The sequence below is a fragment of the Klebsiella sp. GL120222-02 genome (assembly GCF_003097195.1).
GTDB classification, from domain to species: domain Bacteria; phylum Pseudomonadota; class Gammaproteobacteria; order Enterobacterales; family Enterobacteriaceae; genus Klebsiella; species Klebsiella variicola.
The window spans coordinates 809446-831738 of the sequence record NZ_QEQO01000002.1 but is presented as its reverse complement, the minus strand read 5'-3'; the positions used below and the strand labels follow the sequence as shown (position 1 = coordinate 831738).

21 protein-coding genes are annotated in these 22293 nt (G+C 57.1%); 14 read left to right on the top strand and 7 right to left on the bottom strand.

Annotated features, from left to right (window positions below):
- Position 1 precedes the first annotated feature (1 nt).
- Entirely contained in the window at positions 2-910 is a 909-nt protein-coding gene (locus N438_RS09365; protein WP_049157996.1) for a LysR family transcriptional regulator, read from the top strand.
- Positions 911-953: 43 nt separating this feature from the next.
- On the opposite strand, the gene N438_RS09360 is transcribed toward N438_RS09365, so the two are convergent.
- Positions 954-1412, bottom strand: a complete 459-nt coding sequence (locus N438_RS09360) for a MarR family winged helix-turn-helix transcriptional regulator (RefSeq protein ID WP_049157997.1) — start codon at positions 1410-1412, stop codon at positions 954-956.
- A gap of 74 nt (positions 1413-1486) precedes the next feature.
- Here N438_RS09360 and N438_RS09355 point away from each other — a divergent pair, with 74 nt between their 5' ends.
- The 3 genes from N438_RS09355 to ybiX all read left to right on the top strand — a co-directional run bounded on the left by N438_RS09355 (position 1487) and on the right by ybiX (position 6147).
- Entirely contained in the window at positions 1487-2434 is a 948-nt protein-coding gene (locus N438_RS09355) for a zinc-binding alcohol dehydrogenase family protein (RefSeq protein WP_116696249.1), read from the top strand.
- Positions 2435-3135: 701 nt separating this feature from the next.
- Positions 3136-5421, top strand: coding sequence for a catecholate siderophore receptor Fiu (locus N438_RS09350; protein ID WP_044612734.1), 2286 nt, complete (start codon positions 3136-3138; stop codon positions 5419-5421).
- A 48-nt stretch (positions 5422-5469) separates the two neighbouring features.
- Entirely contained in the window at positions 5470-6147 is a 678-nt protein-coding gene (ybiX, locus tag N438_RS09345; RefSeq protein WP_008807765.1) for a PKHD-type hydroxylase YbiX, read from the top strand.
- A gap of 89 nt (positions 6148-6236) precedes the next feature.
- Here ybiX and ompW read toward each other — a convergent pair whose 3' ends face one another.
- Positions 6237-6875, bottom strand: a complete 639-nt coding sequence (gene ompW / locus N438_RS09340; protein ID WP_012542066.1) for an outer membrane protein OmpW — start codon at positions 6873-6875, stop codon at positions 6237-6239.
- A 268-nt stretch (positions 6876-7143) separates the two neighbouring features.
- Here ompW and N438_RS09335 point away from each other — a divergent pair, with 268 nt between their 5' ends.
- The 5 genes from N438_RS09335 to yciA all read left to right on the top strand — a co-directional run bounded on the left by N438_RS09335 (position 7144) and on the right by yciA (position 11873).
- Positions 7144-7557 (top strand): YkgJ family cysteine cluster protein, encoded by a 414-nt coding sequence (locus N438_RS09335; protein ID WP_032732835.1) that lies wholly within the window; start codon positions 7144-7146, stop codon positions 7555-7557.
- A gap of 25 nt (positions 7558-7582) precedes the next feature.
- On the top strand, positions 7583-8326 hold the full coding sequence (locus N438_RS09330; RefSeq protein WP_008807762.1) for a YciC family protein: 744 nt from the start codon (positions 7583-7585) through the stop codon (positions 8324-8326).
- A 54-nt stretch (positions 8327-8380) separates the two neighbouring features.
- Complete coding sequence (locus N438_RS09325; RefSeq protein ID WP_008807761.1) at positions 8381-8920, top strand: septation protein A; 540 nt, start codon at positions 8381-8383, stop codon at positions 8918-8920.
- 271 nt (positions 8921-9191) lie between these two features.
- A complete protein-coding gene (locus N438_RS09320; RefSeq protein ID WP_032730986.1) occupies positions 9192-11375 on the top strand; it encodes a TonB-dependent siderophore receptor in 2184 nt (727 codons plus the stop codon).
- A gap of 99 nt (positions 11376-11474) precedes the next feature.
- Positions 11475-11873 carry an acyl-CoA thioester hydrolase YciA gene (gene yciA, locus N438_RS09315; protein WP_008807759.1) on the top strand — a complete coding sequence of 133 codons (399 nt, stop codon included), beginning with the start codon at positions 11475-11477 and terminating at the stop codon, positions 11871-11873.
- Between the two features lie 29 nt (positions 11874-11902).
- On the opposite strand, the gene N438_RS09310 is transcribed toward yciA, so the two are convergent.
- A complete protein-coding gene (locus N438_RS09310) occupies positions 11903-12439 on the bottom strand; it encodes a YniB family protein (protein WP_008807758.1) in 537 nt (178 codons plus the stop codon).
- 188 nt (positions 12440-12627) lie between these two features.
- On the opposite strand from N438_RS09310, the gene hxpB reads away from it, so the two are divergent.
- The 4 genes from hxpB to N438_RS09290 all read left to right on the top strand — a co-directional run bounded on the left by hxpB (position 12628) and on the right by N438_RS09290 (position 16416).
- Positions 12628-13296, top strand: a complete 669-nt coding sequence (gene hxpB / locus N438_RS09305; protein WP_012968454.1) for a hexitol phosphatase HxpB — start codon at positions 12628-12630, stop codon at positions 13294-13296.
- 149 nt (positions 13297-13445) lie between these two features.
- Complete coding sequence (kduD, locus tag N438_RS09300) at positions 13446-14207, top strand: 2-dehydro-3-deoxy-D-gluconate 5-dehydrogenase KduD (RefSeq protein ID WP_044613321.1); 762 nt, start codon at positions 13446-13448, stop codon at positions 14205-14207.
- 91 nt (positions 14208-14298) lie between these two features.
- Positions 14299-14889, top strand: a complete 591-nt coding sequence (locus N438_RS09295) for a metal-dependent hydrolase (RefSeq protein ID WP_002901611.1) — start codon at positions 14299-14301, stop codon at positions 14887-14889.
- Between the two features lie 135 nt (positions 14890-15024).
- Positions 15025-16416 carry an L-cystine transporter gene (locus N438_RS09290; RefSeq protein WP_008807755.1) on the top strand — a complete coding sequence of 464 codons (1392 nt, stop codon included), beginning with the start codon at positions 15025-15027 and terminating at the stop codon, positions 16414-16416.
- A gap of 57 nt (positions 16417-16473) precedes the next feature.
- Here the strand turns inward: N438_RS09290 and cedA are convergent, their stop codons facing one another.
- Positions 16474-16713, bottom strand: a complete 240-nt coding sequence (gene cedA / locus N438_RS09285; RefSeq protein WP_004151919.1) for a cell division activator CedA — start codon at positions 16711-16713, stop codon at positions 16474-16476.
- A 205-nt stretch (positions 16714-16918) separates the two neighbouring features.
- Here cedA and katE point away from each other — a divergent pair, with 205 nt between their 5' ends.
- A complete protein-coding gene (gene katE / locus N438_RS09280) occupies positions 16919-19177 on the top strand; it encodes a catalase HPII (protein WP_116696248.1) in 2259 nt (752 codons plus the stop codon).
- A gap of 57 nt (positions 19178-19234) precedes the next feature.
- On the opposite strand, the gene chbG is transcribed toward katE, so the two are convergent.
- The 3 genes from chbG to chbR all read right to left on the bottom strand — a co-directional run bounded on the left by chbG (position 19235) and on the right by chbR (position 22287).
- A complete protein-coding gene (chbG, locus tag N438_RS09275; RefSeq protein WP_039103133.1) occupies positions 19235-19993 on the bottom strand; it encodes a chitin disaccharide deacetylase in 759 nt (252 codons plus the stop codon).
- Between the two features lie 12 nt (positions 19994-20005).
- A complete protein-coding gene (locus N438_RS09270; RefSeq protein WP_008807751.1) occupies positions 20006-21352 on the bottom strand; it encodes a 6-phospho-beta-glucosidase in 1347 nt (448 codons plus the stop codon).
- A gap of 110 nt (positions 21353-21462) precedes the next feature.
- Complete coding sequence (gene chbR / locus N438_RS09265; RefSeq protein WP_012968458.1) at positions 21463-22287, bottom strand: transcriptional regulator ChbR; 825 nt, start codon at positions 22285-22287, stop codon at positions 21463-21465.
- Between the last annotated feature and the right edge of the window lie 6 nt (positions 22288-22293).

Here is a 22293-nt window from a genome sequence, read left to right as displayed (position 1 = left end):
AATGGATATAAATCAGCTACGTTGCTTTGTGGTGTTAGGTGATGAGCTTCACTTTGGCCGGGCTGCCCGTAAACTCGAAATGATGCCTGCGTCACTGAGTCGCTTTATTAAGCTACTGGAAGATGATTTGGGGATCAGGCTACTGAATCGATCGACCCGCAACGTGTCGCTAACACCTGAAGGCGCCGCCTTTTTAAATGAGGCCAAAACGGTCATTGCTGATTTCGATGCGCTACGGCAGCGATTCCGGAAAAATAGCCTGTTGCAGAAAAGAACGTTGCGGATCGGGGCTATCGACAGCGCAGCCAAAGGATTACTTCCTGAATTGCTTAATCTTTTCGTCAGGCGTTTTCCTGAAGCAGATATTCATCTTACGGAAGATAAATCTCACAAACTTATCCCCCGACTCATTTCAGGGTGGCTGGATGTGGTTTTTGTGCGCCCGCCGGAACACATTGATGCCATGCTGACAACGCGATTTATCGCCAATGAAACTTGCGTGCTCGCCGTGCCCACTAACCACCGGCTGGTCAGTTATGATGAAGTCAGTATCGATGACTTTCGGCACGAGCCTGTTATCTTGCCGGAAAGACGCACCCGGCGTCACAGCCATGACCTGACAATGAATATTTTCAAAGAGGGGGGCAGCATGCCTGTTATCGCGCAGTATGCTGAAGAGAAGCAGACTATCCTGAGTTTTGTTGCCGCAGGACTCGGCATTGCTCTGGTGCCTGCGTCCTATAAAGACATGAATGCGGACGGCGTGAAATACCTTACGCTCACGCCCAAAAAACATATCGAAGGCCTTCCCCTCAGCGCGATGTGGCATCAGGGAAATAACAATATCTATGTACGATCCCTGCTGGAGATACTTTCCGACAACATCGACGAGTTGACCCGTGATTTGTGACGAACAAGATGATTGTTGCGCCAGGGCGGCAGCACGCGAGAATTTAGCTCGGTTGCTGCAAACTGTCGGCGTATTTGCGCGTTAGGCGAAACAGCGCTTGCACCTCCTCTTCCGGCCACTGCGCTAGCACCTGATTCATTAACCGCCGCCGCGCTACCGCAATACTGTTGATCATCTGTTGTCCGCTGGCGCTAAGCGTCACTTCACTGATCCGTCGGTCATGACGGTTAGGTTGCTTACAGGCGAGTCCCTGGGCTTCCAGTTTTTTCACCTGGCGGCTGACGGTGGTGTAATCGCGCCCTAAATGATCCGCCAGCTCAACCACCCCTACCGGGCCATGGCGTCCTACCGCCACCAGCAGCGGAAACAGCATCTGTTCCAGCTGGACGCCGGCCGCCTGGAGGATCTGCTCGTCGCGCAGCGGCTGGTTCATCACGCTGATGATATCCAGTAGCGCGCCGTGAAAGTCGGTAATGTCGTAGTCATTATGTGCATCTTGCATATATTAATTTTCCGCGTATAGTGCTGCAAAACAATATGTGTATTTTACACATAATTCCCGACAGGAGATAATTTATGAAAGCAGCCGTGGTTTTTGACCTCGCAGAAGGCCCGGTTTGGGCCGATTTTATCGACCCGCAGCCCGCGCCCGGCCAGACGATCATTGACGTCCGCGCCGCCGCGCTGAGCCATGTGGTTAAGGCCCGCGCATCCGGACGCCATTACAGCTTCGACGGCAATCTGCCCTTTGTGCCCGGTATCGATGGCGTCGGCACCACACCTCAGGGCCAGCGCGTCTATTTCGCCTTCCCCACCGCCCCCTTCGGCAGTATGGCGCAGCAGGCGCCGGTTGCCCTGCAGAGTTGCCTGCCGGTGCCGGATGCGCTCGATGATGTTAGCGCCGCGGCGATGGCCAATCCCGGCATGTCCGCGTGGGCGTCTCTGGTGACTCGCGCCCAGCTCCAGGCCGGTGAAACGGTGCTGATTAACGGCGCCACCGGCAGCGCCGGTCAGCTGGCGGTGCAGATTGCCCGCTATCTGGGGGCGAAAAAAATCATTGCAACCGGACGGAATGCGCAGACGCTGGCGGCGCTGGACGCCGATGAGTGTATTCAGTTAACCGCTGATGATAAAACCTTGAGCGGGCAATTTTCAGCGACCAGCGCTGCGCAGATTGACGTGGTCATCGATTACCTGTGGGGACACAGCGCGGAAGTGTTATTGCCGGCCCTGGCGAAATATAACCCAGCCGGCAGACCGGTGCGCTATGTGCAGGTGGGGTCCCTGGCTGGCGCCGATATCGCGTTAAATGGCGCAGTTCTGCGTTCCGCACCGCTAGTCCTGATGGGCAGCGGTATCGGTAGCCTGTCGATGCCGCAGCTGCTGGCGGCGACGGGTGAAATGCTGCAGGCGGCGGTGCCGGGTAAATTCACCATCGCCACCACCCCGCGACCGCTGCAGGAGATCGCGGCGGCCTGGCCGCGGGACGACAGTCAGAAGCGTACGGTTTTCACCCTCGGATAAAAAATCGCTTCCGCACAAAAGATGGGGTTGATATCTTAAATGAGAAATATTATCTTTCTCATTACTGAATAGTTGAGTAAATAACTCAGGTATTCAGTACGACATTGCTCACATTGCTTCCAGTATTTTTGCCCGCACTTGTGCGGGCTTTTTTTTACTGGCGACACACCTCACGCACCTGTTGCCGCAGCCAGCAGTGGCCCGGCGCTTGCTCCAGACGACATACGGCGCGGCATTGTTCTCCGTCACGCGGCGGGAGAACGCTCGCTGGTCGTCCCCCCAATAACGCGGTCGCGGAACAGTGCCTGCAGAGGGATCGGTGGGCCGCTATTTTTCATTACACCAATTTCCAGAACGGCGTTCTCCTCGCGCAGAAGGAGGGCATCTTTTATGCCAAAAACCACGAAGCGCCGGGTTAGCCCTGGCGCCTGTCACCTCGCGGAGCGGCCTGTCACCGGCCTCTTCCAGCCGCTCTTTTGCTTCATCCCCGCCCTTTTCGTTCAAAATTTATGAACTATGTAAATCGCGATGAAGAAATATGTTTAAACGTCAACATTTCTATGTAAATATTAAGGCGAATGATAACTATTCTTTTTATCATTTATAGAATCACACCGGGTCAGCGCAAGCCAGACGACGAAAAATGTCGCTTTTGCGCGGTGTGGTATGTGCTCATAACAAAAAATAAGCCTGCATTTATCATGGAAAAAAACGCTTCTCTGCCGTTTGGCAGTTTCAACTCATTGGCATTGTTTACGGGTCTGTGTCTGGGGGCCTCACCGGCAACGGGCATCGCAGCGGAAAAATCAGTCAAAAATAGTGAAGAGACGCTGGTGGTGGAAGCCACTCCGCCCTCACTCTACTCTCCCGGCGCCTCCGCCGATCCCAAGTTCAATAAACCGCTGGTCGATACCACCCGCACCATCACCGTGATCCCGGAACAGGTGATTAAAGATCAGGGCGTCACCAACCTGACTGACGCCCTCAAAAACGTCCCCGGCGTCGGGGCGTTTTATGCCGGCGAGAATGGCAGTTCAACCACCGGGGATGCCATCTACATGCGCGGCGTGGATACCTCTAACAGCATCTATGTGGACGGCATTCGCGACATCGGCAGTGTGACGCGCGATACCTTCAATACCCAGCAGGTGGAAGTCATCAAAGGACCCGCCGGCACGGACTATGGCCGCAGCGCGCCCTCCGGATCGATCAATATGATCAGCAAGCAGCCGCGCCTTGACTCCGGGATCGACGGTTCGGCCAGCATCGGCAGCGCCTGGTCGCGTCGGGGAACGCTCGACCTGAACCAGGCGTTTAGCGACAACGCCGCGTTCCGTCTGAACCTGATGGGGGAAAAAACTCATGACGCCGGTCGGGACTACATTGAAAACGAACGCTATGGCATCGCGCCATCGCTGGCCTTCGGACTCGATACCCCAACTCGTCTGTATCTGAACTATCTGCATGTCCGGCAGAACAACACCCCGGATGGCGGGATCCCCACCGTCGGCCTGCCGGGCTATTCGGCGCCTTCGCCGAAATATGCCGCGCTCAATTCCGCCGGGAAGGTGGATACCAACAATTTCTATGGCACCGACTCCGATTATGATAAATCCACCACCGACAGCGGCACCCTGCGCTTCGAACACGATCTGACGGACAATACCACCGTGCGCAATACCACCCGTTGGTCGCGGGTGAAACAGGAGTATCTTTTGACCGCGGTGATGGGCGGCGCGAGCAATATCACCGCCCCCGATATCAATGACGTCAACACCTGGAGCTGGTCGCGTCTGGTTAATACCAAAGATGTCAGCAACCGCATTCTGACCAACCAGACCAATATCACCTCGACCTTCAATACCGGCTCGATAGGCCATGACGTCAGCGCCGGCGTGGAGTTTACCCGGGAAAACCAGACCAACTATGGCGTTAACGCCATGACCGCGCCGGCGGTGAATCTCTACCATCCGGTGAGCAACCTGTCGATTGGCGGGCTGGACAGAAACGGAGCGAATGCCAACGGCCAGACTGATACCTTCGGGATTTATGCCTTCGATACGCTGACGCTGACCGAACGGATTGAGGTCAACGGCGGGCTACGTCTCGACAATTATCATACTAAATATGACAGCGCCACCGCCTGCGGCGGCAGCGGACGCGGGGCTATCGCCTGCCCGCCCGGCCAGTCGACGGGCAGCCCGGTCACCACCGTGGATACCGCCAAATCCGGCAATCTGGTTAACTGGAAAGCCGGGGCGCTGTACCGCTTAACCGAGCAGGGCAATATCTACGTCAACTACGCCATCTCACAGCAGCCGCCGGGGGGCAGCAGTTTCGCCCTGGCCGCCAGCGGCAGCGGCAACAGCGCCAACCGAACCGACTTTAAGCCGCAGAAGGCGAAATCCAGCGAGCTGGGCACCAAGTGGCAAATCTTCGACAACCGTCTGCTGCTCAGCGCGGCGTTATTCCGTACCGATATTGAAAACGAAGTGGCCGCCAACGATGACGGAACCTGGTCGCAGTACGGCAAAAAGCGCGTGGAGGGGTATGAGCTCTCCGCGACCGGAAACCTGACCCCGGACTGGACGATCATCGCCGGCTACACGCAGCAGCATGCGACGGTGACGGAGGGGCAGAATGTGGCGCAGGATGGTTCTTCCGCGCTGGCCTACACTCCGAAACATGCCTTTACGCTGTGGACGCAGTATCAGGCCACCAGCGATTTGTCCGTCGGCGGCGGTGTGCGCTATGTCGGAAGCCTGCGCCGGGGCAGCGATGGCGCGGTCGGTACCCCGGATCACACCGAGGGCTACTGGGTCGCCGACGCCAAACTGGGCTATCGGGTCAACAGCAACCTCGATCTGCAGCTCAATATGTACAACCTGTTTGATACCGATTACGTGGCCTCCATCAACAAGAGCGGCTATCGCTATCATCCGGGCGAACCCCGTACCTTTATGCTGACGGCGAACGTCCACTTCTGAGTCTGTGCGTGGGGCCGTTGCGCCCCACCTTTTAGAGAGAACACCGCGATGATGTATCACATTCCTGACGTGCTATCGGCAGACCAGGTGGCGGAATTTACCCGGCAGCTGGCGCAAGCCGAGTGGGTCGACGGACGGGTTACGGTGGGCAGCCAGGGGGCGGCCGTCAAACAGAACCAGCAGATCGATACCCGTACGCCGCTGTATGCCCGCCTGCAAGCCGCCGTGCTCGACGCGCTGCGCGGCCACCCGCAGTTTTTTTCCGCCGCGCTGCCGCGGACGATTTCCGCACCGTTGTTTAACCGCTATGGGCCAGGGGAGACCTACGGTTTTCATGTCGATGGCGCCGTTCGCCAGAACGGCGAGGCGGGCTGGATGCGCACTGACCTGTCAGCGACGCTGTTTCTTTGCGAGCCGGAGAGCTATGAGGGCGGTGAACTGGTGATTGAAGACACCTATGGCCAGCACCGGGTGAAGCTCCCGGCCGGGCATCTGGTGCTCTATCCCGCCAGCAGCCTGCACTGCGTCACCCCGGTCACCCGCGGCGTACGTCAGGCCTCTTTCCTGTGGATCCAGTCGATGGTCCGCGACGATAAGCAGCGCGCAATGCTTTACGACCTGGACCGTACCATCCAGTCTCTGAAGGCCCGCTTTGGCGACGGAGAAGAGGTCCTCTCCCTGCTCAACATGTATCACAACCTGCTGCGCCAGTGGACGGAAGTGTGATCCACTATCGATGGCGAAGGCTTGCGGCAGACAGGTGTGACGTGACGTGACAATGAACTGGCCATCCGTTGGCCAGTTTTCAGCAGGATTTAAAACCGATAACCCGCAGAGAACATAAACACCCACGGATCCAGACGGGTGCTGACTTTCTGGTCCACGCCGCCGGCTTTGAATTTCACATCGGTATCGATATCCATGTACCACACCGACATATTCAGCAGCCAGTCACGGTTAATCAGATAATCGAGGCCGACCTGCCCTGCCGCGCCCCAGGAGTCCTTCAGGCTCAGATCGGAAAGCCCGGCCGCCTTGCCGGTATCGTTAAAGTCTTCATTAAAGAAGGTGGTGTAGTTAATACCCGCCCCCACGTACGGGCGCACCTTGCTTTGCGCATCGCCAAAATACCACTGCGCCATCAGGGTGGGTGGCAACTGATGGACGGTGGCGATAGTCCCGGTTGGCCCGGTGCCGACCTTATGGCGGAACGGCGTTGCCGCCAGCAGCTCCACGCCGATGTTATCGGTGGCCATATAGGTAAAGGTTAAACCCAGTTGGGTGTTGTTACTGACGTTGAAACTGCCAAGGCTGCCTAACACATTGTCAGAGCCCTCCGTCGGTCGGACGGTGGCGGTCCCGGCACGAATGAAAAATTCACCCGCTTCATGCGCCCAGACGCTGCCGGTGGAAAGCGTGCTAAGAATTAATGCCGCCGCTGCTAACTTCTTCATATCCACTTCCTCATTATGGTTTTTCAGCGCGGCCAAATATACCTATAACGAGTTACGTTTGATCTGTTTTAGATCACACTAAAACCTTAGATTTAACATTTATTGATCCAGATTAATTTTTGCTACCGATCGAAACACCCTGAATCCTTCTCACATCAATTTTCACTTTCCGTGAAAAAAATATTTCTCCCCCTCTTGCCGCCGCAAAAGCGGCTGGATAAGTTAACTGCCGACAATCTGTGTTGATGCGTTTTTTTCAGGTGTAATTATGAGTGAAATCAACCCGTGCATGACGTGCGGTGCCTGTTGTGCGTATTTTCGTGTCTCTTTCTACTGGGCGGAAGCCGACGACGCGGGTGGCCTGGTGCCCTCCGCGCTGACCGAGCCGCTGACCCCTTTCCTGCGCTGCATGAGCGGCACCAACCAGCGCCAGAGCCGCTGCGCGGCGCTGTCAGGCGACATCGGTGACGCCGTCCACTGCACTATTTATGAAAACCGTCCCTCACCGTGCCGCGAATTCGCCATGTCCGGTGAGAATGGTGAGGAAAATGACGCCTGCAACCGGGCGCGGGCGCGCTATGGCCTACCGCCATTGATTCCTCTTTACAAAGATATACCTGCCCTGAATGGTGCAGAGAGTGCTACGACGGAACGATTTGCGGTACAATCGCCGGCTAGTTAACACCTGCGACACTCAAGGAGAATGCATGTCTATCACGGCGAAGTCCGTCTACCGTGACACCGGGAATTTTTTTCGTAATCAGTTCATTACCATTTTGCTGATTGCGCTGTTGTGCGCGTTTATTACGGTAGTACTTGGCCATGCCTTTTCACCCAGTGACGAGCAGCTGTCGATACTCAGCGAAGGCGATAACCTCGCCGGTAGCGCCGGGCTGTTTGAGCTGGTGCAGAACATGACGCCGGAGCAGCAGCAGGTTCTGCTGCGCGCCTCGGCGGCATCAACCTTCTCGGGTCTGGTGGGCAATGCGATCCTCGCTGGCGGCGTTCTGCTGCTGATCCAGCTGGTCTCCGCCGGTCATCGCGTTAGCGCCCTGCGTGCCATCGGCGCCTCAGCCCCGGTGCTGCCGAAGCTGCTGCTGTTGATCCTCTTCACTACCTTCCTGGTGCAGATGGGGATGATGCTGGTCCTGGTGCCCGGCGTGCTGCTGGCCATCGTGCTGGCCTTTGCGCCGATCATGCTGGTGCAGGACAAAATGGGTATCCTCAGCGCCATGCGCAGCAGCATGCGTCTGGCGTGGGCCAATCTGCGGCTGGTGGCGCCGGCTATCATTGGCTGGCTGGTGGCAAAAACCCTACTGTTACTGTTCGCTTCCAGCTTTGCTGTCCTGACGCCAAACGTCGGCGCGGTGGTCATCAATACCATCAGCAACCTGATATCCGCCCTGTTGCTGATCTATTTATTCCGCGTGTATATGCTTATCCGCAACTAATCTTAACCAGGATCGGGGTCTTCCCCGGTCCGTCCTGAAAGACGGGATCGATGTATGAAGCAGTTTCTGGATTTTTTACCGCTGGTGGTCTTCTTTGCCTTCTATAAGCTTTACGATATCTACGCCGCCACCACCGCGCTGATCGTCGCGACCGCTATCGTGCTGATCTACAGCTGGGTACGCTATCGTAAAGTCGAAAAAATGGCGCTGATCACCTTTGTGCTGGTGGCCGTCTTCGGCGGGTTAACTCTCTTCTTCCACAATGATGAGTTTATTAAATGGAAGGTGACGGTGATCTATGCCCTGTTCGCTGGCGCGCTGCTGTTCAGCCAGTGGGTGATGAAAAAGCCGTTGATCCAGCGCATGCTGGGCAAAGAGCTGGCCCTGCCGCAGCAGGTCTGGTCGCGGCTTAACCTGGCCTGGGCGGTGTTCTTTATCCTTTGCGGGCTGGCCAATATCTATATCGCCTTCTGGCTGCCGCAGAATATCTGGGTGAACTTCAAGGTCTTTGGCTTAACCGCCCTCACGCTGGTCTTTACCCTGCTGAGCGGGATCTACATCTACCGCCATATGCCGCAGGACGACCACCACTAACTCCTCCGCCGGCGCGCCATCGCGCGCCGCGCTCGCCCCCTATAATCTCACTGCGCTGGCAAACATTCCCTGCAGCCACACAACCTCAGCGCATACGCTGACAGCTTTCCGGTCACACTGTGCAGGCTCTCTTCACGATTTCTCTCAACTGCATAAAAAGTTGCGGTAATTGTGAGGATTTTATGGAGATTCATCTCGTTACATTGTAATGATAATGGTTATCATTAATATTCTCGATCTCATTTTGCATTGCTTTGAAAAGGATATTTACATGAGATCGCCGCAATATTCTGTCCCCACGACCCTGGCGCTGGTCATATCCAGTCTCCTCGCCCCTAACGCCTTTGCTGAAGAATCAGAACAAGATACCGAAACGATGATTGTGCGCAGTACGGCGGAAGAGGTGCTTAAGCAACAGCCCGGGGTGTCGATTATCACGGCAGATGATATTGCTAAGCAGCCGCCGGTCAACGATCTCTCAGACATCATCCGTAAAATGCCCGGGGTGAACTTGACCGGCAACAGCGCCAGCGGCAGTCGGGGCAACAACCGCCAGATTGATATCCGTGGCATGGGGCCGGAGAACACCCTGATCCTGATAGATGGGGTACCGGTCACGTCACGTAACGCGGTTCGCTATAGCTGGCGCGGTGAACGCGATACCCGGGGCGACAGCAACTGGGTACCTGCAGAGATGGTCGAACGGATTGAAGTTCTCCGCGGTCCGGCAGCCGCGCGCTATGGTTCCGGCGCGGCGGGCGGAGTGGTCAATATCATTACCAAACGCCCGACCAACAACTGGCACGGTTCGCTGTCTTTCTTTACCAACCAGCCGGAAAACAACAAGGAAGGCACGACCAATCGCGCTAACTTCAATCTCAGCGGCCCACTGGCCGGCGAAGCGCTGACGATGCGCCTGTATGGCAATATCAATAAAACGGAACCCGACGCCTGGGATATTAACCATGCGCAAAACGGCTCTTACGCTGCAGGGCGCGAAGGGGTACGCAATAAAGATATTAACGCCTTGCTGTCATGGAAAATGACCCCGCAACAGATCCTCGATTTCAGCTATGCCTATAGTCGTCAGGGGAATATCTATGCTGGTGATACCCAGTACAGCAACGGCAATCTTAGCCCGAACGGGCTGGTGGACTCCCTGTACGGCCACGAAACTAATCGCCTCTATCGCCAGTCCTGGGGACTGACCTACAACGGTCTATGGGATTGGGGCCAGTCCAAAGCCGGTGTTTACTACGAGAAAACCAACAATACCCGCCTGCAGGAAGGCTCCACCGGCCGCGTCGAGGGCATGATCAACAGTGAGGATTATGCCACCAGCCGTCTGGAATCCTGGCGTACTACCTCGGAATTCAATGTGCCTTTCTTCTGGCTGGCGGACCAGACGCTGACGCTGGGAATGGAATGGAACCATGATCAGCTCGACGACCCGGCATCAATGCAGGCCACTAACAGCAACGGCGAGACTATCCCTGGGACCTCGGGCGACCCTACGCAACGTAGTACCAAAAACAGCGCCACCCTCACCGGTATCTATCTGGAAGATAATATCGAAGCCGTGCCTGGCACCAACCTGATCCCCGGCATCCGCTTCGATTATCATAATCAGTTTGGCAGCAACTGGAGCCCAAGCCTCAATCTGTCTCAGGCGCTGAGCGATATGTTCACGCTGAAGGCCGGTATCGCGCGCGTGTTTAAAGCGCCTAACCTCTATCAATCCAGTGAAGGCTATTTGCTCTCCACCCGCGGCAACGGTTGTCCGAACACTATCGCTGAAGGCAGCTGCTATCTGCTGGGCAACCCTGACCTCGATCCGGAGATCAGTATTAACAAAGAGATCGGTATCGAATTCAACCTTAATGGTTACGCTGCCGGGGTTACCTGGTTCCGCAACGATTACAAAAACAAAATCGTCTCCGGAACCGAGGTGCTGGGCTATACCTCCAGCGGCAATAATATTCTGCAGTGGCAGAACGGCGGCAAAGCCGTGGTCGAGGGGCTGGAAGGAAATCTGCTGATCCCGGTGCTGAGAGATGTCCTCAGCTGGCGGACCAATGCCACCTGGATGCTCAAATCAGAAAGTAAAGAGACAGGCAATCCGCTGTCGGTTATCCCGAAATATACCGTTAACACGATGCTCGACTGGCAGGTAAACGACGCCCTGTCTGCGAATGTGAACTGGACGCTTTATGGCCGTCAGAAGCCGCGTCAGTATGCGGAGATCCGCAACGAAACCGGGACCCTTGCCACCACCGAGGTTGGCGCCTATTCCATCGTGGGTATTGGTACTCAGTATCAGCTAAACCGGGATATTCGCCTGAATGCCGGAATAAGTAATCTGTTTGATAAACAACTGTATCGCGAAAATGCCGGCGCCTCGACCTACAATGAGCCTGGCCGCGCGTATTACGCCGGCGTTACCCTCTCCTTCTGAAGTGCCGCGCCCGCCTCTGCGGGCGCTTTCCCCTATTCTCTCCGCCCCGTTTTCATAGTAGCATCCCGCTGATCGTCTTTGACCACAACAGAGTAGAGCATGACAACTACAGATCTTGCCCCGAAGGGCGAAATGGTTTTACGCACCCTGGCGATGCCGGCGGATACCAATGCCAACGGGGATATTTTTGGCGGCTGGCTGATGTCGCAGATGGATATCGGGGGCGCCATCATGGCCAAAGAGATCGCTCAGGGTCGCGTGGTGACCGTGCGCGTGGATGGGATGACCTTTTTACGCCCGGTCGCCGTCGGCGACGTGGTGTGCTGCTACGCCCGCTGCGTGAAGCGCGGCAACACCTCGGTGACGATTAACATCGAAGTGTGGGTGAAAAAAGTCTCTTCTGAACCGATTGGCCAGCGCTATAAGGCGACGGAAGCGCTGTTTATCTACGTTGCTGTCGATAATCAGGGTAAACCGCGGGCTCTGCCGGCAGAATAAGATGGCGCCCGGCTAACCGGGCACCTGGCTTACAGAAAGCCCAGTAGCGAGAAGAAGAAGTAGCCGATAATAATCACGATCACCGGCAGCACATACAGCGGGAAATATTGCACCAGGATGGTATGGCGCGGTACCACGATCCGCTCAGCGAGCTGCTCACGGGATAACCCTTCTGCGCCTTTGGCCTGCTCGAGGATCAGCTGATCCTCAATCCCCTCGCGAAGAAATTTCGCCTGCCTCGCCATCCGCGCGCCGGAGGCCTGCAGCGCCATGCCAACAAACACCAGAATGAAGATGATCCAGAAGCCGATGTTCAGGCTGTGGTGGAAATCCGGCAGCGGCGAGTTGTACCAGAAAAAGTTCAGGAACGGCGTGTTAAAGCGCATCATCTCAATCATGACATGCGCAAAATCCATCATTACCGCGTCAATGCCGGGTTTCTTTTCACTGTGCTCATACATAAATTTGAGCACAGAAATCAGCGTCGACAGCACGGCGGGAATAAAGATGACCCATCCCAAAATGCGTTTGATAACCGCTATGCGTCCAGCTTGTTGGTACGTCATGAGTTCCCCTTGTTAAAGACGCGTTGGTGATTCGCCTGCCGCCTGTTGCGTGGCGCAGGCGCTCCTCGCTGACCCGAATGTGTCGGGTATAAGTCTATCTTCCACGGCGAATTTCGCCCAATAACGCGCGGTATGATATACCATGAATGCCGATTCGTTTATCTGATTACGCAACAGGAGAAGGACATATGTCAGCGAAGCGCCGCATTGAGGCCGCGATTTTTGATATGGACGGGTTGCTGATTGACTCTGAGCCGCTCTGGGATCAGGCGGAGGTCGAGGTCATGGAAAGCCTGGGGGTGGATACCCGCCGCCGCGATGAACTGCCCGACCTGCTTGGTCTGCGAATCGACCTGGTGGTGGATCTGTGGTATGCGCAGCAGCCGTGGCACGGCGTCGATCGCGCAGAAGCCACCGCGCGCATTATCCGCCGGGCCATCGAGCTGGTGGAAGCCTCACGCCCGCTGCTACCGGGCGTACGCGAGGCAGTGGCCCTGTGTAAAGCTCAGGGCTTAAAGGTGGGCCTGGCCTCGGCCTCGCCGCTGGTGATGCTGGAGAAAGTGCTCAACATGTTCGAACTGCGTGACCAGTTTGATGCGCTCGCCTCCGCGGAACATCTGCCCTGGAGCAAACCGCACCCGCAGGTATACCTCAACTGCGCCGCTGCCCTGGGAGTCGACCCGCAGCGCTGCGTCGCGCTGGAGGATTCGGTCAACGGCATGATCGCCAGCAAAGCCGCGCGCATGCGCGCTATCGTGGTACCGGAAGCGGAGAACAGCCGCGACCCGCGCTTCGTGCTGGCGGACGTCAAGCTCCCGTCACTGCAGGCCCTGACAGCCGAAGCCCTGCTCGGGTAAGGCCGCTGGCGGGTGACGCGATCGCTGTCACGCCGCCAGCAATAAAATCAAAACGACGTTTCATTTTTATTGTAATTTTGTTTTCCTGCCTCTATGCTGGTCACAGGTGGCGTCATCGTACGCCTGAAGATCAGCTGACAGAGGTGAATATGGTACTGAACGCCTTCAACCTGACGGGTAAGGTCGCCATCGTGACCGGTTGCGATACCGGCCTGGGACAGGGAATGACGCTGGGCCTGGCGCAGGCCGGGTGCGATATCGTCGGCATCAACCGTAAAATTCCCCATGACACGGCAGCACAGGTTCAGGCGCTGGGTCGCCGCTTTCATGCCATTCAGGCGGATCTCAGCCGTCAGGATGAGATGAGCGTGCTGGTCGACCAGGCGGTCGCGGCGATGGGTCGGGTCGATATTCTGGTCAATAACGCCGGGATTATCCGCCGCCATGATGCCCTGACCTTCACGGAAAGCGACTGGGACGCGGTGATCGATCTGAATCTCAAAGCGGTTTTCTTTCTCAGCCAGGCGGTCGCCAGGCAGTTCATTCGCCAGGGCGATGGCGGCAAAATCATTAACATCGCCTCGATGCTCTCGTTTCAGGGCGGGATCCGCGTCCCCTCCTATACCGCCTCGAAAAGCGGCGTGCTGGGTTTGACCCGCCTGCTGGCCAACGAATGGGCCGGACAGCGCATCAACGTCAACGCCATTGCGCCGGGATATATGGCCACCAATAACACCCAGGCGCTGCGTGAAGATGAAGAACGTAACCAGGCGATCCTCGAGCGCATTCCCGCCGGTCGCTGGGGAGACCCCAAAGACCTGCAGGGGCCGGTGGTGTTTCTCGCCTCGGCTGCCGCCGACTATATTAACGGCTATACGCTGGCCGTTGATGGCGGATGGCTGGCGCGCTGAGAATTTGTGACAAAGAGTTACACCGTCACCTCTTCCGTACACTGTATAAAAACCCTATACTGTATGAATCGACAGTTTAGGGTGTGTTATCATGACGGCGGAAGGCCATCTCTTCTTTTCAATCGCCTGCGCAGTATTTGCCAAAAACGCAGAGTTAACGCCGGTGCTGGCGCAGGGCGACTGGTGGCATATTGTGCCCTCTGCGGTATTGACCTGCCTGCTGCCGGACATCGATCACCCTAAGTCATTTCTCGGCCAACGACTGAGCTGGATCTCAAAGCCCGTGGCGCGGGCCTTTGGCCACCGCGGCTTCACCCACAGCCTGCTGGCCGTCTTTGGCGCGCTGACGCTATTCTACCTCAAGGTGCCTGACAGCTGGATTGTCCCGGCGGACGCCCTCCAGGGCCTGGTGCTGGGCTATCTCAGCCACATCCTCGCCGATATGCTCACCCCCGCCGGGGTGCCGTTGCTGTGGCCCTGCCGCTGGCGCTTCCGGCTGCCGATCCTCGCGCCGCGCAAGGGTAACCAACTGGAGCGCGCTTTATGCATGGCGCTGTTCGTCTATGCCGTCTGGATGCCGCAGACGCTGGCGGACAACAGCGCAATACGCTGGTCTTCCGGAGTGATCAATTCCCTGCAAATCACCTTCAATCGCTTCATTAGTCATCAGAGTGGCCGATAAACCGCCGGAAAACACCATTTGGTTATAACCCATTCCATTTGAATATAAGTCCTTGATAACGCCTTCTGCTAACCTTGCCGTCATAAGAGCTGGTTATCCACCAGCCCAGGTTATAAAAATATCAGGAGAACGGGGATGAACTTTCCATTAATAGCGAACGTAGTCGTGTTCGCCGTATTACTGTTTGCGCTGGGGCAAACTCGCCATAAACAGTGGAGCCTGGCCAGGAAAGTGCTGGTTGGTCTGGCCATTGGTGTGGTCTTTGGTCTGGCGCTGCAGCTGATCTACGGGTCTGACAGCCAGGTGCTGAAGGATTCCATCCAGTGGTTCAATATCGTCGGTAATGGCTATGTCCAGCTGCTGCAAATGATTGTGATGCCGCTGGTCTTCGCCTCGATCCTGAGCGCGGTGGCCAGGCTGCATAATGCCTCTCAGCTGGGAAAAATCAGCTTCCTGAGCATCGGCACTCTGCTGTTCACCACGCTTATCGCCGCGCTGGTTGGCGTGCTGGTGACCAATATGTTCGGCCTCACCGCCGAGGGTCTGGTCCAGGGCAGCGCAGAAACCGCCCGTCTGAACGCCATCCAGAGCAACTATGTGGGGAAAGTGGCCGATCTTAGCGTACCGCAGCTGATCCTTTCCTTTGTGCCGAAGAACCCGTTTGCTGACCTGACCGGGGCTAACCCGACCTCCATCATCAGTATCGTCATTTTCTCGGCATTCCTCGGCGTGGCAGCGCTTAAGCTGCTGAAAGAGGATGTGGAAAAAGGCCAGCGCGTGCTGACGGCCATCGATACCCTGCAGGGTTGGGTGATGAAGCTGGTTCGTCTGGTGATGCAGTTGACCCCTTACGGCGTACTGGCCCTGATGACCAAAGTGGTTGCCGGGTCGAATCTGCAGGACATCATCAAACTTGGCGGCTTCGTGGTAGCTTCGTACATTGCGCTGGGCATTATGTTTGTCGTCCACGGCCTGCTGCTGGCGATTAACGGCATCAGCCCGCTGAAGTACTTCCGTAAAGTCTGGCCGGTGATCACCTTCGCCTTCACCAGCCGCTCCAGCGCCGCGTCGATTCCGCTGAACGTGGAAGCGCAGACCCGACGCCTGGGCGTACCGGAGTCAATTGCCAGCTTCTCCGCCTCCTTTGGCGCCACCATCGGCCAGAACGGCTGCGCCGGTATCTACCCGGCCATGCTGGCAGTCATGGTCGCGCCGACCGTGGGCATTAACCCGCTGGATCCGATGTGGATTGCCACCCTCGTGGGCATCGTCACCGTCAGCTCGGCGGGCGTCGCCGGGGTGGGCGGCGGGGCCACCTTCGCCGCGCTAATCGTTCTGCCGGCGATGGGCCTGCCGGTGACCCTGGTAGCGCTGCTGATCTCCGTCGAACCGCTGATCGACATGGGGCGTACCGCGCTGAACGTTAACGGCTCAATGACCGCCGGGACCCTGACCAGCCAGTGGCTGCGCCAGACCGACAAGTCGATTTTCGATAGCGAAGAAGAGGCCGAGCTGGCGCATCGCTAAACGGTAAGCACAAAAAAACCGCTGATTATCAGCGGTTTTTTTATTTCTGCAGCAGACTCAGGCTTCAATCTCACCTTCCTGACGCACCTGGTTAGCCCAGCGCTGGGCCGACTCCGGCACGCTGAACGCTGGCGAGCGGCGAAAATGCTCCCCCATCAGCAGAAAGGCGACATACTTCCCGCGCAAAATCCAGACATCGCGAAAATGGTCCATTTTCACGGCATGTTCCGGAGGCGCAGGCTCCACGCGCGGCACGTAGCTAATGACAGGGCGATTTTGTTGGCGCAATGGTTTCATAACAAATGGATTCACTAAACAGAGCGGGAAACAGAAACCTCTATCATAGCCGATTGTGGGCCCGTTCGTCGCCCCCCTGCCGCCGATGCGCATTTTAGGATAACTCCCTGCCCCTGCGCCGAGCGCAGGCAGCGTAATGTTCTATAGTTAGAAGGGTTTTGGTTTATCAACGACCACTTTTAGCAATGAAAGCAGGAGACGAGTAATGTCTGATAAGCACCCAAACCCTCACCACCAGCAGGCACCGGTCCACGACAGCGAGGAAGCGAAACCGGGGCTCGACTCGCTGGCGCCGGATGACCAGGAGTGGCGCCCCACGCCGAAACCCACCGCCCCGGGCGCCGAACCGACCGCCCCTGGTAGCCTGAAAGCGCCTGATACCCACAGCAGCAAACTTGACGCCCTGGAGCCGCAGCGTAAAGGCGGAGAAGACTATCCGCTGACCACCAACCAGGGCGTACGTATTGCCGACGATCAGAATTCGCTACGCGCCGGCGCCCGCGGCCCAACGCTGCTGGAAGATTTCATTCTGCGGGAGAAGATTACCCACTTTGACCATGAGCGAATTCCGGAGCGTATCGTTCATGCCCGCGGCTCTGCCGCCCACGGTTACTTCCAGCCCTACAAAAGCCTGACAGCGTTGACCAAAGCCGATTTTCTCTCGGCAGCCGATAAGATCACCCCGGTCTTTGTGCGCTTCTCCACCGTGCAGGGCGGCGCGGGGTCGGCGGACACCGTCCGCGATATTCGCGGCTTCGCTACCAAGTTTTACACTGACGAAGGGATTTTTGACCTGGTCGGCAACAACACACCGGTCTTCTTCATCCAGGACGCGATAAAGTTCCCCGATTTTGTCCACGCCGTGAAGCCTGAGCCCCACTGGGCCATCCCGCAGGGACAGAGCGCCCACGATACTTTCTGGGACTATGTCTCCCTGCAACCGGAAACGCTGCACAATGTGATGTGGGCGATGTCGGATCGCGGCATCCCGCGCAGCTATCGCACCATGGAAGGCTTTGGGATCCACACTTTCCGTCTGATCAACGCCGAGGGCAAAGCCACCTTCGTTCGCTTCCACTGGAAACCCGTCGCCGGCAAGGCGTCGCTGGTGTGGGATGAAGCGCAGAAGCTGACCGGTCGCGACCCCGATTTTCATCGCCGCGACCTGTGGGAGGCCATCGAAGCCGGGGACTACCCGGAATTTGAGCTTGGCCTGCAGCTCATCCCCGAGGAGAACGAGTTTGATTTTGACTTCGATCTGCTCGATCCCACCAAGCTGATCCCCGAGGCGCTGGTGCCGGTCTTACGGGTTGGCAAGATGGTCCTCAACCGCAATCCGGACAACTTCTTTGCCGAAAACGAACAGGCGGCCTTTCATCCCGGGCATATCGTACCGGGCATTGATTTCAGCAACGATCCGCTGCTGCAGGGGCGCCTCTTCTCTTACACCGACACGCAAATTAGCCGCCTGGGTGGGCCGAACTTCCATGAAATCCCCATCAACCGTCCAACCTGCCCGTATCACAATTTCCAGCGCGACGGGATGCACCGGATGGACATTGACACCAATCCGGCCAACTATGAGCCCAACTCCATTAACGACAACTGGCCGCGCGAAACGCCGCCAGCGGCCAAACGCGGCGGCTTTGAGTCCCTCGCCGAGCGCGTCGACGGCGAAAAAATCCGCCAGCGCAGCCCTTCGTTCGGCGAATATTACGCCCAGCCGCGTCTGTTCTGGCTGAGCCAGACGCCGATTGAGCAGCAGCATATTATCGATGGTTTCAGCTTCGAACTCAGCAAAGTGGTCCGCACCTGGATCCGCGAGCGGGTGGTCGATCATCTGGCCCACATTGATACTAAGCTGGCGGAAGCAGTCGGGGCGAACTTAGGTATCGAACTGAGCGACGATCAGTGTAACATTACCCTGCCTTCCCCGGTCAACGGCGTGGAGAAAGATCCCAGCCTCAGCCTCTACGCCGACGCCGAAGGGGATGTGAAAGGCCGTGTAGTGGCCGTCCTGCTCAACGAACGCACCTCGGCGCAGGATCTGGTCCATCTCCTGCAGGCGCTGCAGGCCCAGGGCGTGCACAGCAAGCTGCTCTACTCGCGGATGGGCGAAGTCATCGCCGACGATGGCTCTCCCCTGCCGATCGCCGGCACCTTAGCCGGTTCCCCATCGCTGACGGTGGATGCGGTAGTGGTGCCTGGCGGCGACCTCAGCGCCCTGAGCCAGAGCGGCGACGCGCGCTATTACCTGCTGGAAGCCTATAAGCATCTGAAGCCGATTCTGTTGGCAGGGGATGCGCGGCAGCTGACGTCCGTTCTGCAGGTCCCAGCCCAGGGTGAAGAGGGGGTCATCGTCACCGATGCTCTCGACACGCCAGCGGCGGACACACTGCTCGCCCTGATGACGGCGCATCGCGTGTGGTCGAGAAGTCCAAAAATCGCCGCTATTCCGGCGTAGTAAAAAGCCCGGCACACGGTGCCGGGCTTGATTCACTTTCCCTTTCCCCCATCGGGCTTACACGTCGCGGTAGGTTCCCAGACGATAACCCCGGTCGGCTACCGCCGCTTTCAGCGCGGCAGACGTCAGCACATCAAGCTCACCCAGCCGCGGGTAGCAGTAGGCGCTGCCCATAATGGTCTGATCGACAAAAGCCGGATGACACATCACCTCCAGGGAACGCTCCCCGCGGGCGATTGAGGCATCCAGCGTCTGCAGAAACAGTTCCTCAGAGACAGCTTCGCCGTAAAACTCGCTGCTGAAGCCTGCGCTGCTGCGCGCCGCGTGTTGATCGAGCCCACTCTGCGCCGCCACCTGGCGGTCAATACGTAACGCGATACCCTTCTCGCGGGCAAAGGCCGCCACGATGGGATAGATCGGGGAGATCATATGCACATGGTGGTGGCTGTCGAGATGCGTCGGCTCATGACCGAAGAGATCGACAAAACGACGGTACTGACACGCCAGCTCGTGGGCGATCTCCTCCAGCGGCAGGCGACCTTCTTCTGCCTGCTGCCAGATCCATTTGCCCAGCCGGCCTTCGCGGGTTAATCCCGGCATGGCCGACAGCGGCTCGCCCAGCGTCAGCACAAAGTGCATGCCGACCGCCAGCTCCGGGGTACTGCGGCTTAGCTGGGCGGCGTGGTCAATGGCCGCGCCGTTGACCAGCGCCGTGGTCGATGTCACCACGCCGTTGCGGCAGGCCTCGATAATGCCGTAGTTCTGCCCTTTACTGAGGCCGAAGTCGTCGGCATTGACGATCAATACGCGTTCCATTGGCCGCTCCTGTTAAGATTTCAGTTTTTCGATAGTCGCCGCAAAGTTCGGCAGCCATTTTTCATGCGCCAGAATCATTTCCCGCGCCAGCTGCTCGGCGTCACGATCGGAATGGATCAGCGGGCTTAAGTTCAGCGCCAGCAGCACATCATTCAGCTCGCCGCTGATCGCCGCCTGGCTGGCCGCCACTTCGAACCCCTTGATGGTGTAGATAAGCCCCAGTACCTTCTCATCGAAATGGGTGATGCGCGGCGTCGGCTTCGCGCCGTCGCGACCTAAGGTGCAGCTCATCTCGACCGCCCAGTCCGCCGGGATATTATCCACGTGGCCATGATGCGGGATATTCACATAGTGCTCAGTCTGCTTGTCGTTATAGATAGCGTTGATCACTTCGCAAGCGGCATCGGAGTAGTAGGCGCCGCCGCGCTGCTCCAGCTCCTTCGGCTTGACCTTGAGATCCGGATTTTTATACAGCTCGAACAGCTGTTTCTCCACCTTCTGCACCACCTGGGCGCGCGCGCCGCCCTTATAGTACTCGCCCATCTCAATCGCCAGCATCTCTTTTGGCTTAAAGTAGTAGAGCAGATAGGAGCATGGGATCAGGCGCAGGGAGCGGATCAACCCCTCGCTAAACGGCAGGTCGAAAATATTTTTCACCGAGTTCGCGGTCAGGCGGCCAGAGGCCACGCCGTCCAGCAGTTCATCGAAGCGCGAGACGCCGTTAACCAGCACGTCGCGGACGAACACCAGATGATTCAGACCGAACAGGTCGATATTCAGCTCATCGCTCGGGCTGAGCTGCAGCACGTCGGTGATGAACATCTTCATGCCGATAGGAATGTTGCACACGCCGATAAAGCGTTTGAAACTGGTGTGGCGATAGACCGCCTCGGTGACCATGCCCGCCGGGTTGGTGAAGTTGATGATCCACGCGTCCGGGCAAATCTCCTGCACATCTTTTACGATATCGAAAATCACCGGGATGGTGCGCAGCCCTTTAAACAGCCCACCCGCCCCGTTGGTCTCCTGGCCCAGGTAGCCGTGGCTCAGCGGAATACGCTCATCTTTTTCACGCGCCTTCAGCTGGCCCACGCGCAGCTGGGTGGTGACAAAATCCGCGCCCTGCAGCGCCGCACGGCGATCCAGCGTTTTATAGACCTTCATCGGCACGCCGGCTTTTTCCACCATCCGCTCGCACAGCGCATGGATAATATCGAGCTTCTCCTGGCCCTCTTCCACGTCCACCAGCCACAGTTCAGTGACCGGCAGTTCATGGTAACGTTTCAGAAAGCCTTCCAGTAATTCCGGGGTATAGCTGCTGCCGCCGCCAATAGTGACTACTTTTAATTTCTGGCTCATCTTTTTCTCCCTTGGGCGCTACGCCTGGACGCAGGCCGCTCTCCGCAACAATGCGGACAGTTAATTTGAATGATTTACGGTATAAACCTGGCGGCTAAAACCGCACGGGTTTAATTAATACTGGTCAAATGTTTGCGATAACTGCTCGGCGTAAACGACGTCAGTTTTTTAAAGGTTTTAATAAACAGGCTCGGGCTACTGTACCCGGATTCATACGCAATATCCGTCACCGAATAGTTGGTAATTTCCAGCTGTTTTTTGGCAAAGTTAATACGGATATCATTAATTATCTGCATCGGCGTTTTACCATAATAGCGCTGGGTCGCCCGGGTTAAATATTCCTGCGTTTTTCCCGAGAGACGAACCATATTCTCGAGCGCGCCCTCACCGAATTTCAGCTTATCGTGCATGGCCTCAACGGTATTTTTTAGCCATTGCGGAATAACATCGGCAACCGGCTCTTCGCGATAGTGGCGTAAACGGTTAATGACATAAAAGGAAACCAGCTCGATAAATTCGTCAAATTCCGTTTCGCGAAAATTGAGTGAGGCGATGACCGACTCAACGTAGCCGAGAAAAGCGCTCTGCACGGCGTAAACCTGGGAGGCCACTAGGCCAAACGGCAGCAGCGGCAGATAATGTTTCTCAAAGAAGCGTCTGCTGATGCCGACGTTAAGGATGCGCGTCGCCCCAAATTCGTAAAAGCTCTGGTGGTGCGAACCCATCGGGATAAAGACGAAATCCCCGCGCTCCAGCAGCACCCGTTTGCCATTGATCTCCTGGTAATAGCGCCCGGTTAATACCACGGTAAATTCGTAGTAATCATGCTGGTGAAGCCCGCTCACGCTTTCCGTTTTGTTATAGATGACCACATGAAAGTTCTTCCCGTTGAACAGCTGTTGTTCTCTGGCGGTACTGATCTCGGTGGTCATCATCCTGGG

Coding starts and splice junctions, on each gene's coding strand:
- N438_RS09365 (WP_049157996.1), top strand. CDS start 2: ATGGATATAAATCAGCTACGTTGCTTTGTGGTGTTAGGTGATGAGCTT.
- N438_RS09360 (WP_049157997.1), bottom strand. CDS start 1,412: ATGCAAGATGCACATAATGACTACGACATTACCGACTTTCACGGCGCG.
- N438_RS09355 (WP_116696249.1), top strand. CDS start 1,487: ATGAAAGCAGCCGTGGTTTTTGACCTCGCAGAAGGCCCGGTTTGGGCC.
- N438_RS09350 (WP_044612734.1), top strand. CDS start 3,136: ATGGAAAAAAACGCTTCTCTGCCGTTTGGCAGTTTCAACTCATTGGCA.
- ybiX (WP_008807765.1), top strand. CDS start 5,470: ATGATGTATCACATTCCTGACGTGCTATCGGCAGACCAGGTGGCGGAA.
- ompW (WP_012542066.1), bottom strand. CDS start 6,875: ATGAAGAAGTTAGCAGCGGCGGCATTAATTCTTAGCACGCTTTCCACC.
- N438_RS09335 (WP_032732835.1), top strand. CDS start 7,144: ATGAGTGAAATCAACCCGTGCATGACGTGCGGTGCCTGTTGTGCGTAT.
- N438_RS09330 (WP_008807762.1), top strand. CDS start 7,583: ATGTCTATCACGGCGAAGTCCGTCTACCGTGACACCGGGAATTTTTTT.
- N438_RS09325 (WP_008807761.1), top strand. CDS start 8,381: ATGAAGCAGTTTCTGGATTTTTTACCGCTGGTGGTCTTCTTTGCCTTC.
- N438_RS09320 (WP_032730986.1), top strand. CDS start 9,192: ATGAGATCGCCGCAATATTCTGTCCCCACGACCCTGGCGCTGGTCATA.
- yciA (WP_008807759.1), top strand. CDS start 11,475: ATGACAACTACAGATCTTGCCCCGAAGGGCGAAATGGTTTTACGCACC.
- N438_RS09310 (WP_008807758.1), bottom strand. CDS start 12,439: ATGACGTACCAACAAGCTGGACGCATAGCGGTTATCAAACGCATTTTG.
- hxpB (WP_012968454.1), top strand. CDS start 12,628: ATGTCAGCGAAGCGCCGCATTGAGGCCGCGATTTTTGATATGGACGGG.
- kduD (WP_044613321.1), top strand. CDS start 13,446: ATGGTACTGAACGCCTTCAACCTGACGGGTAAGGTCGCCATCGTGACC.
- N438_RS09295 (WP_002901611.1), top strand. CDS start 14,299: ATGACGGCGGAAGGCCATCTCTTCTTTTCAATCGCCTGCGCAGTATTT.
- N438_RS09290 (WP_008807755.1), top strand. CDS start 15,025: ATGAACTTTCCATTAATAGCGAACGTAGTCGTGTTCGCCGTATTACTG.
- cedA (WP_004151919.1), bottom strand. CDS start 16,713: ATGAAACCATTGCGCCAACAAAATCGCCCTGTCATTAGCTACGTGCCG.
- katE (WP_116696248.1), top strand. CDS start 16,919: ATGTCTGATAAGCACCCAAACCCTCACCACCAGCAGGCACCGGTCCAC.
- chbG (WP_039103133.1), bottom strand. CDS start 19,993: ATGGAACGCGTATTGATCGTCAATGCCGACGACTTCGGCCTCAGTAAA.
- N438_RS09270 (WP_008807751.1), bottom strand. CDS start 21,352: ATGAGCCAGAAATTAAAAGTAGTCACTATTGGCGGCGGCAGCAGCTAT.
- chbR (WP_012968458.1), bottom strand. CDS start 22,287: ATGATGACCACCGAGATCAGTACCGCCAGAGAACAACAGCTGTTCAAC.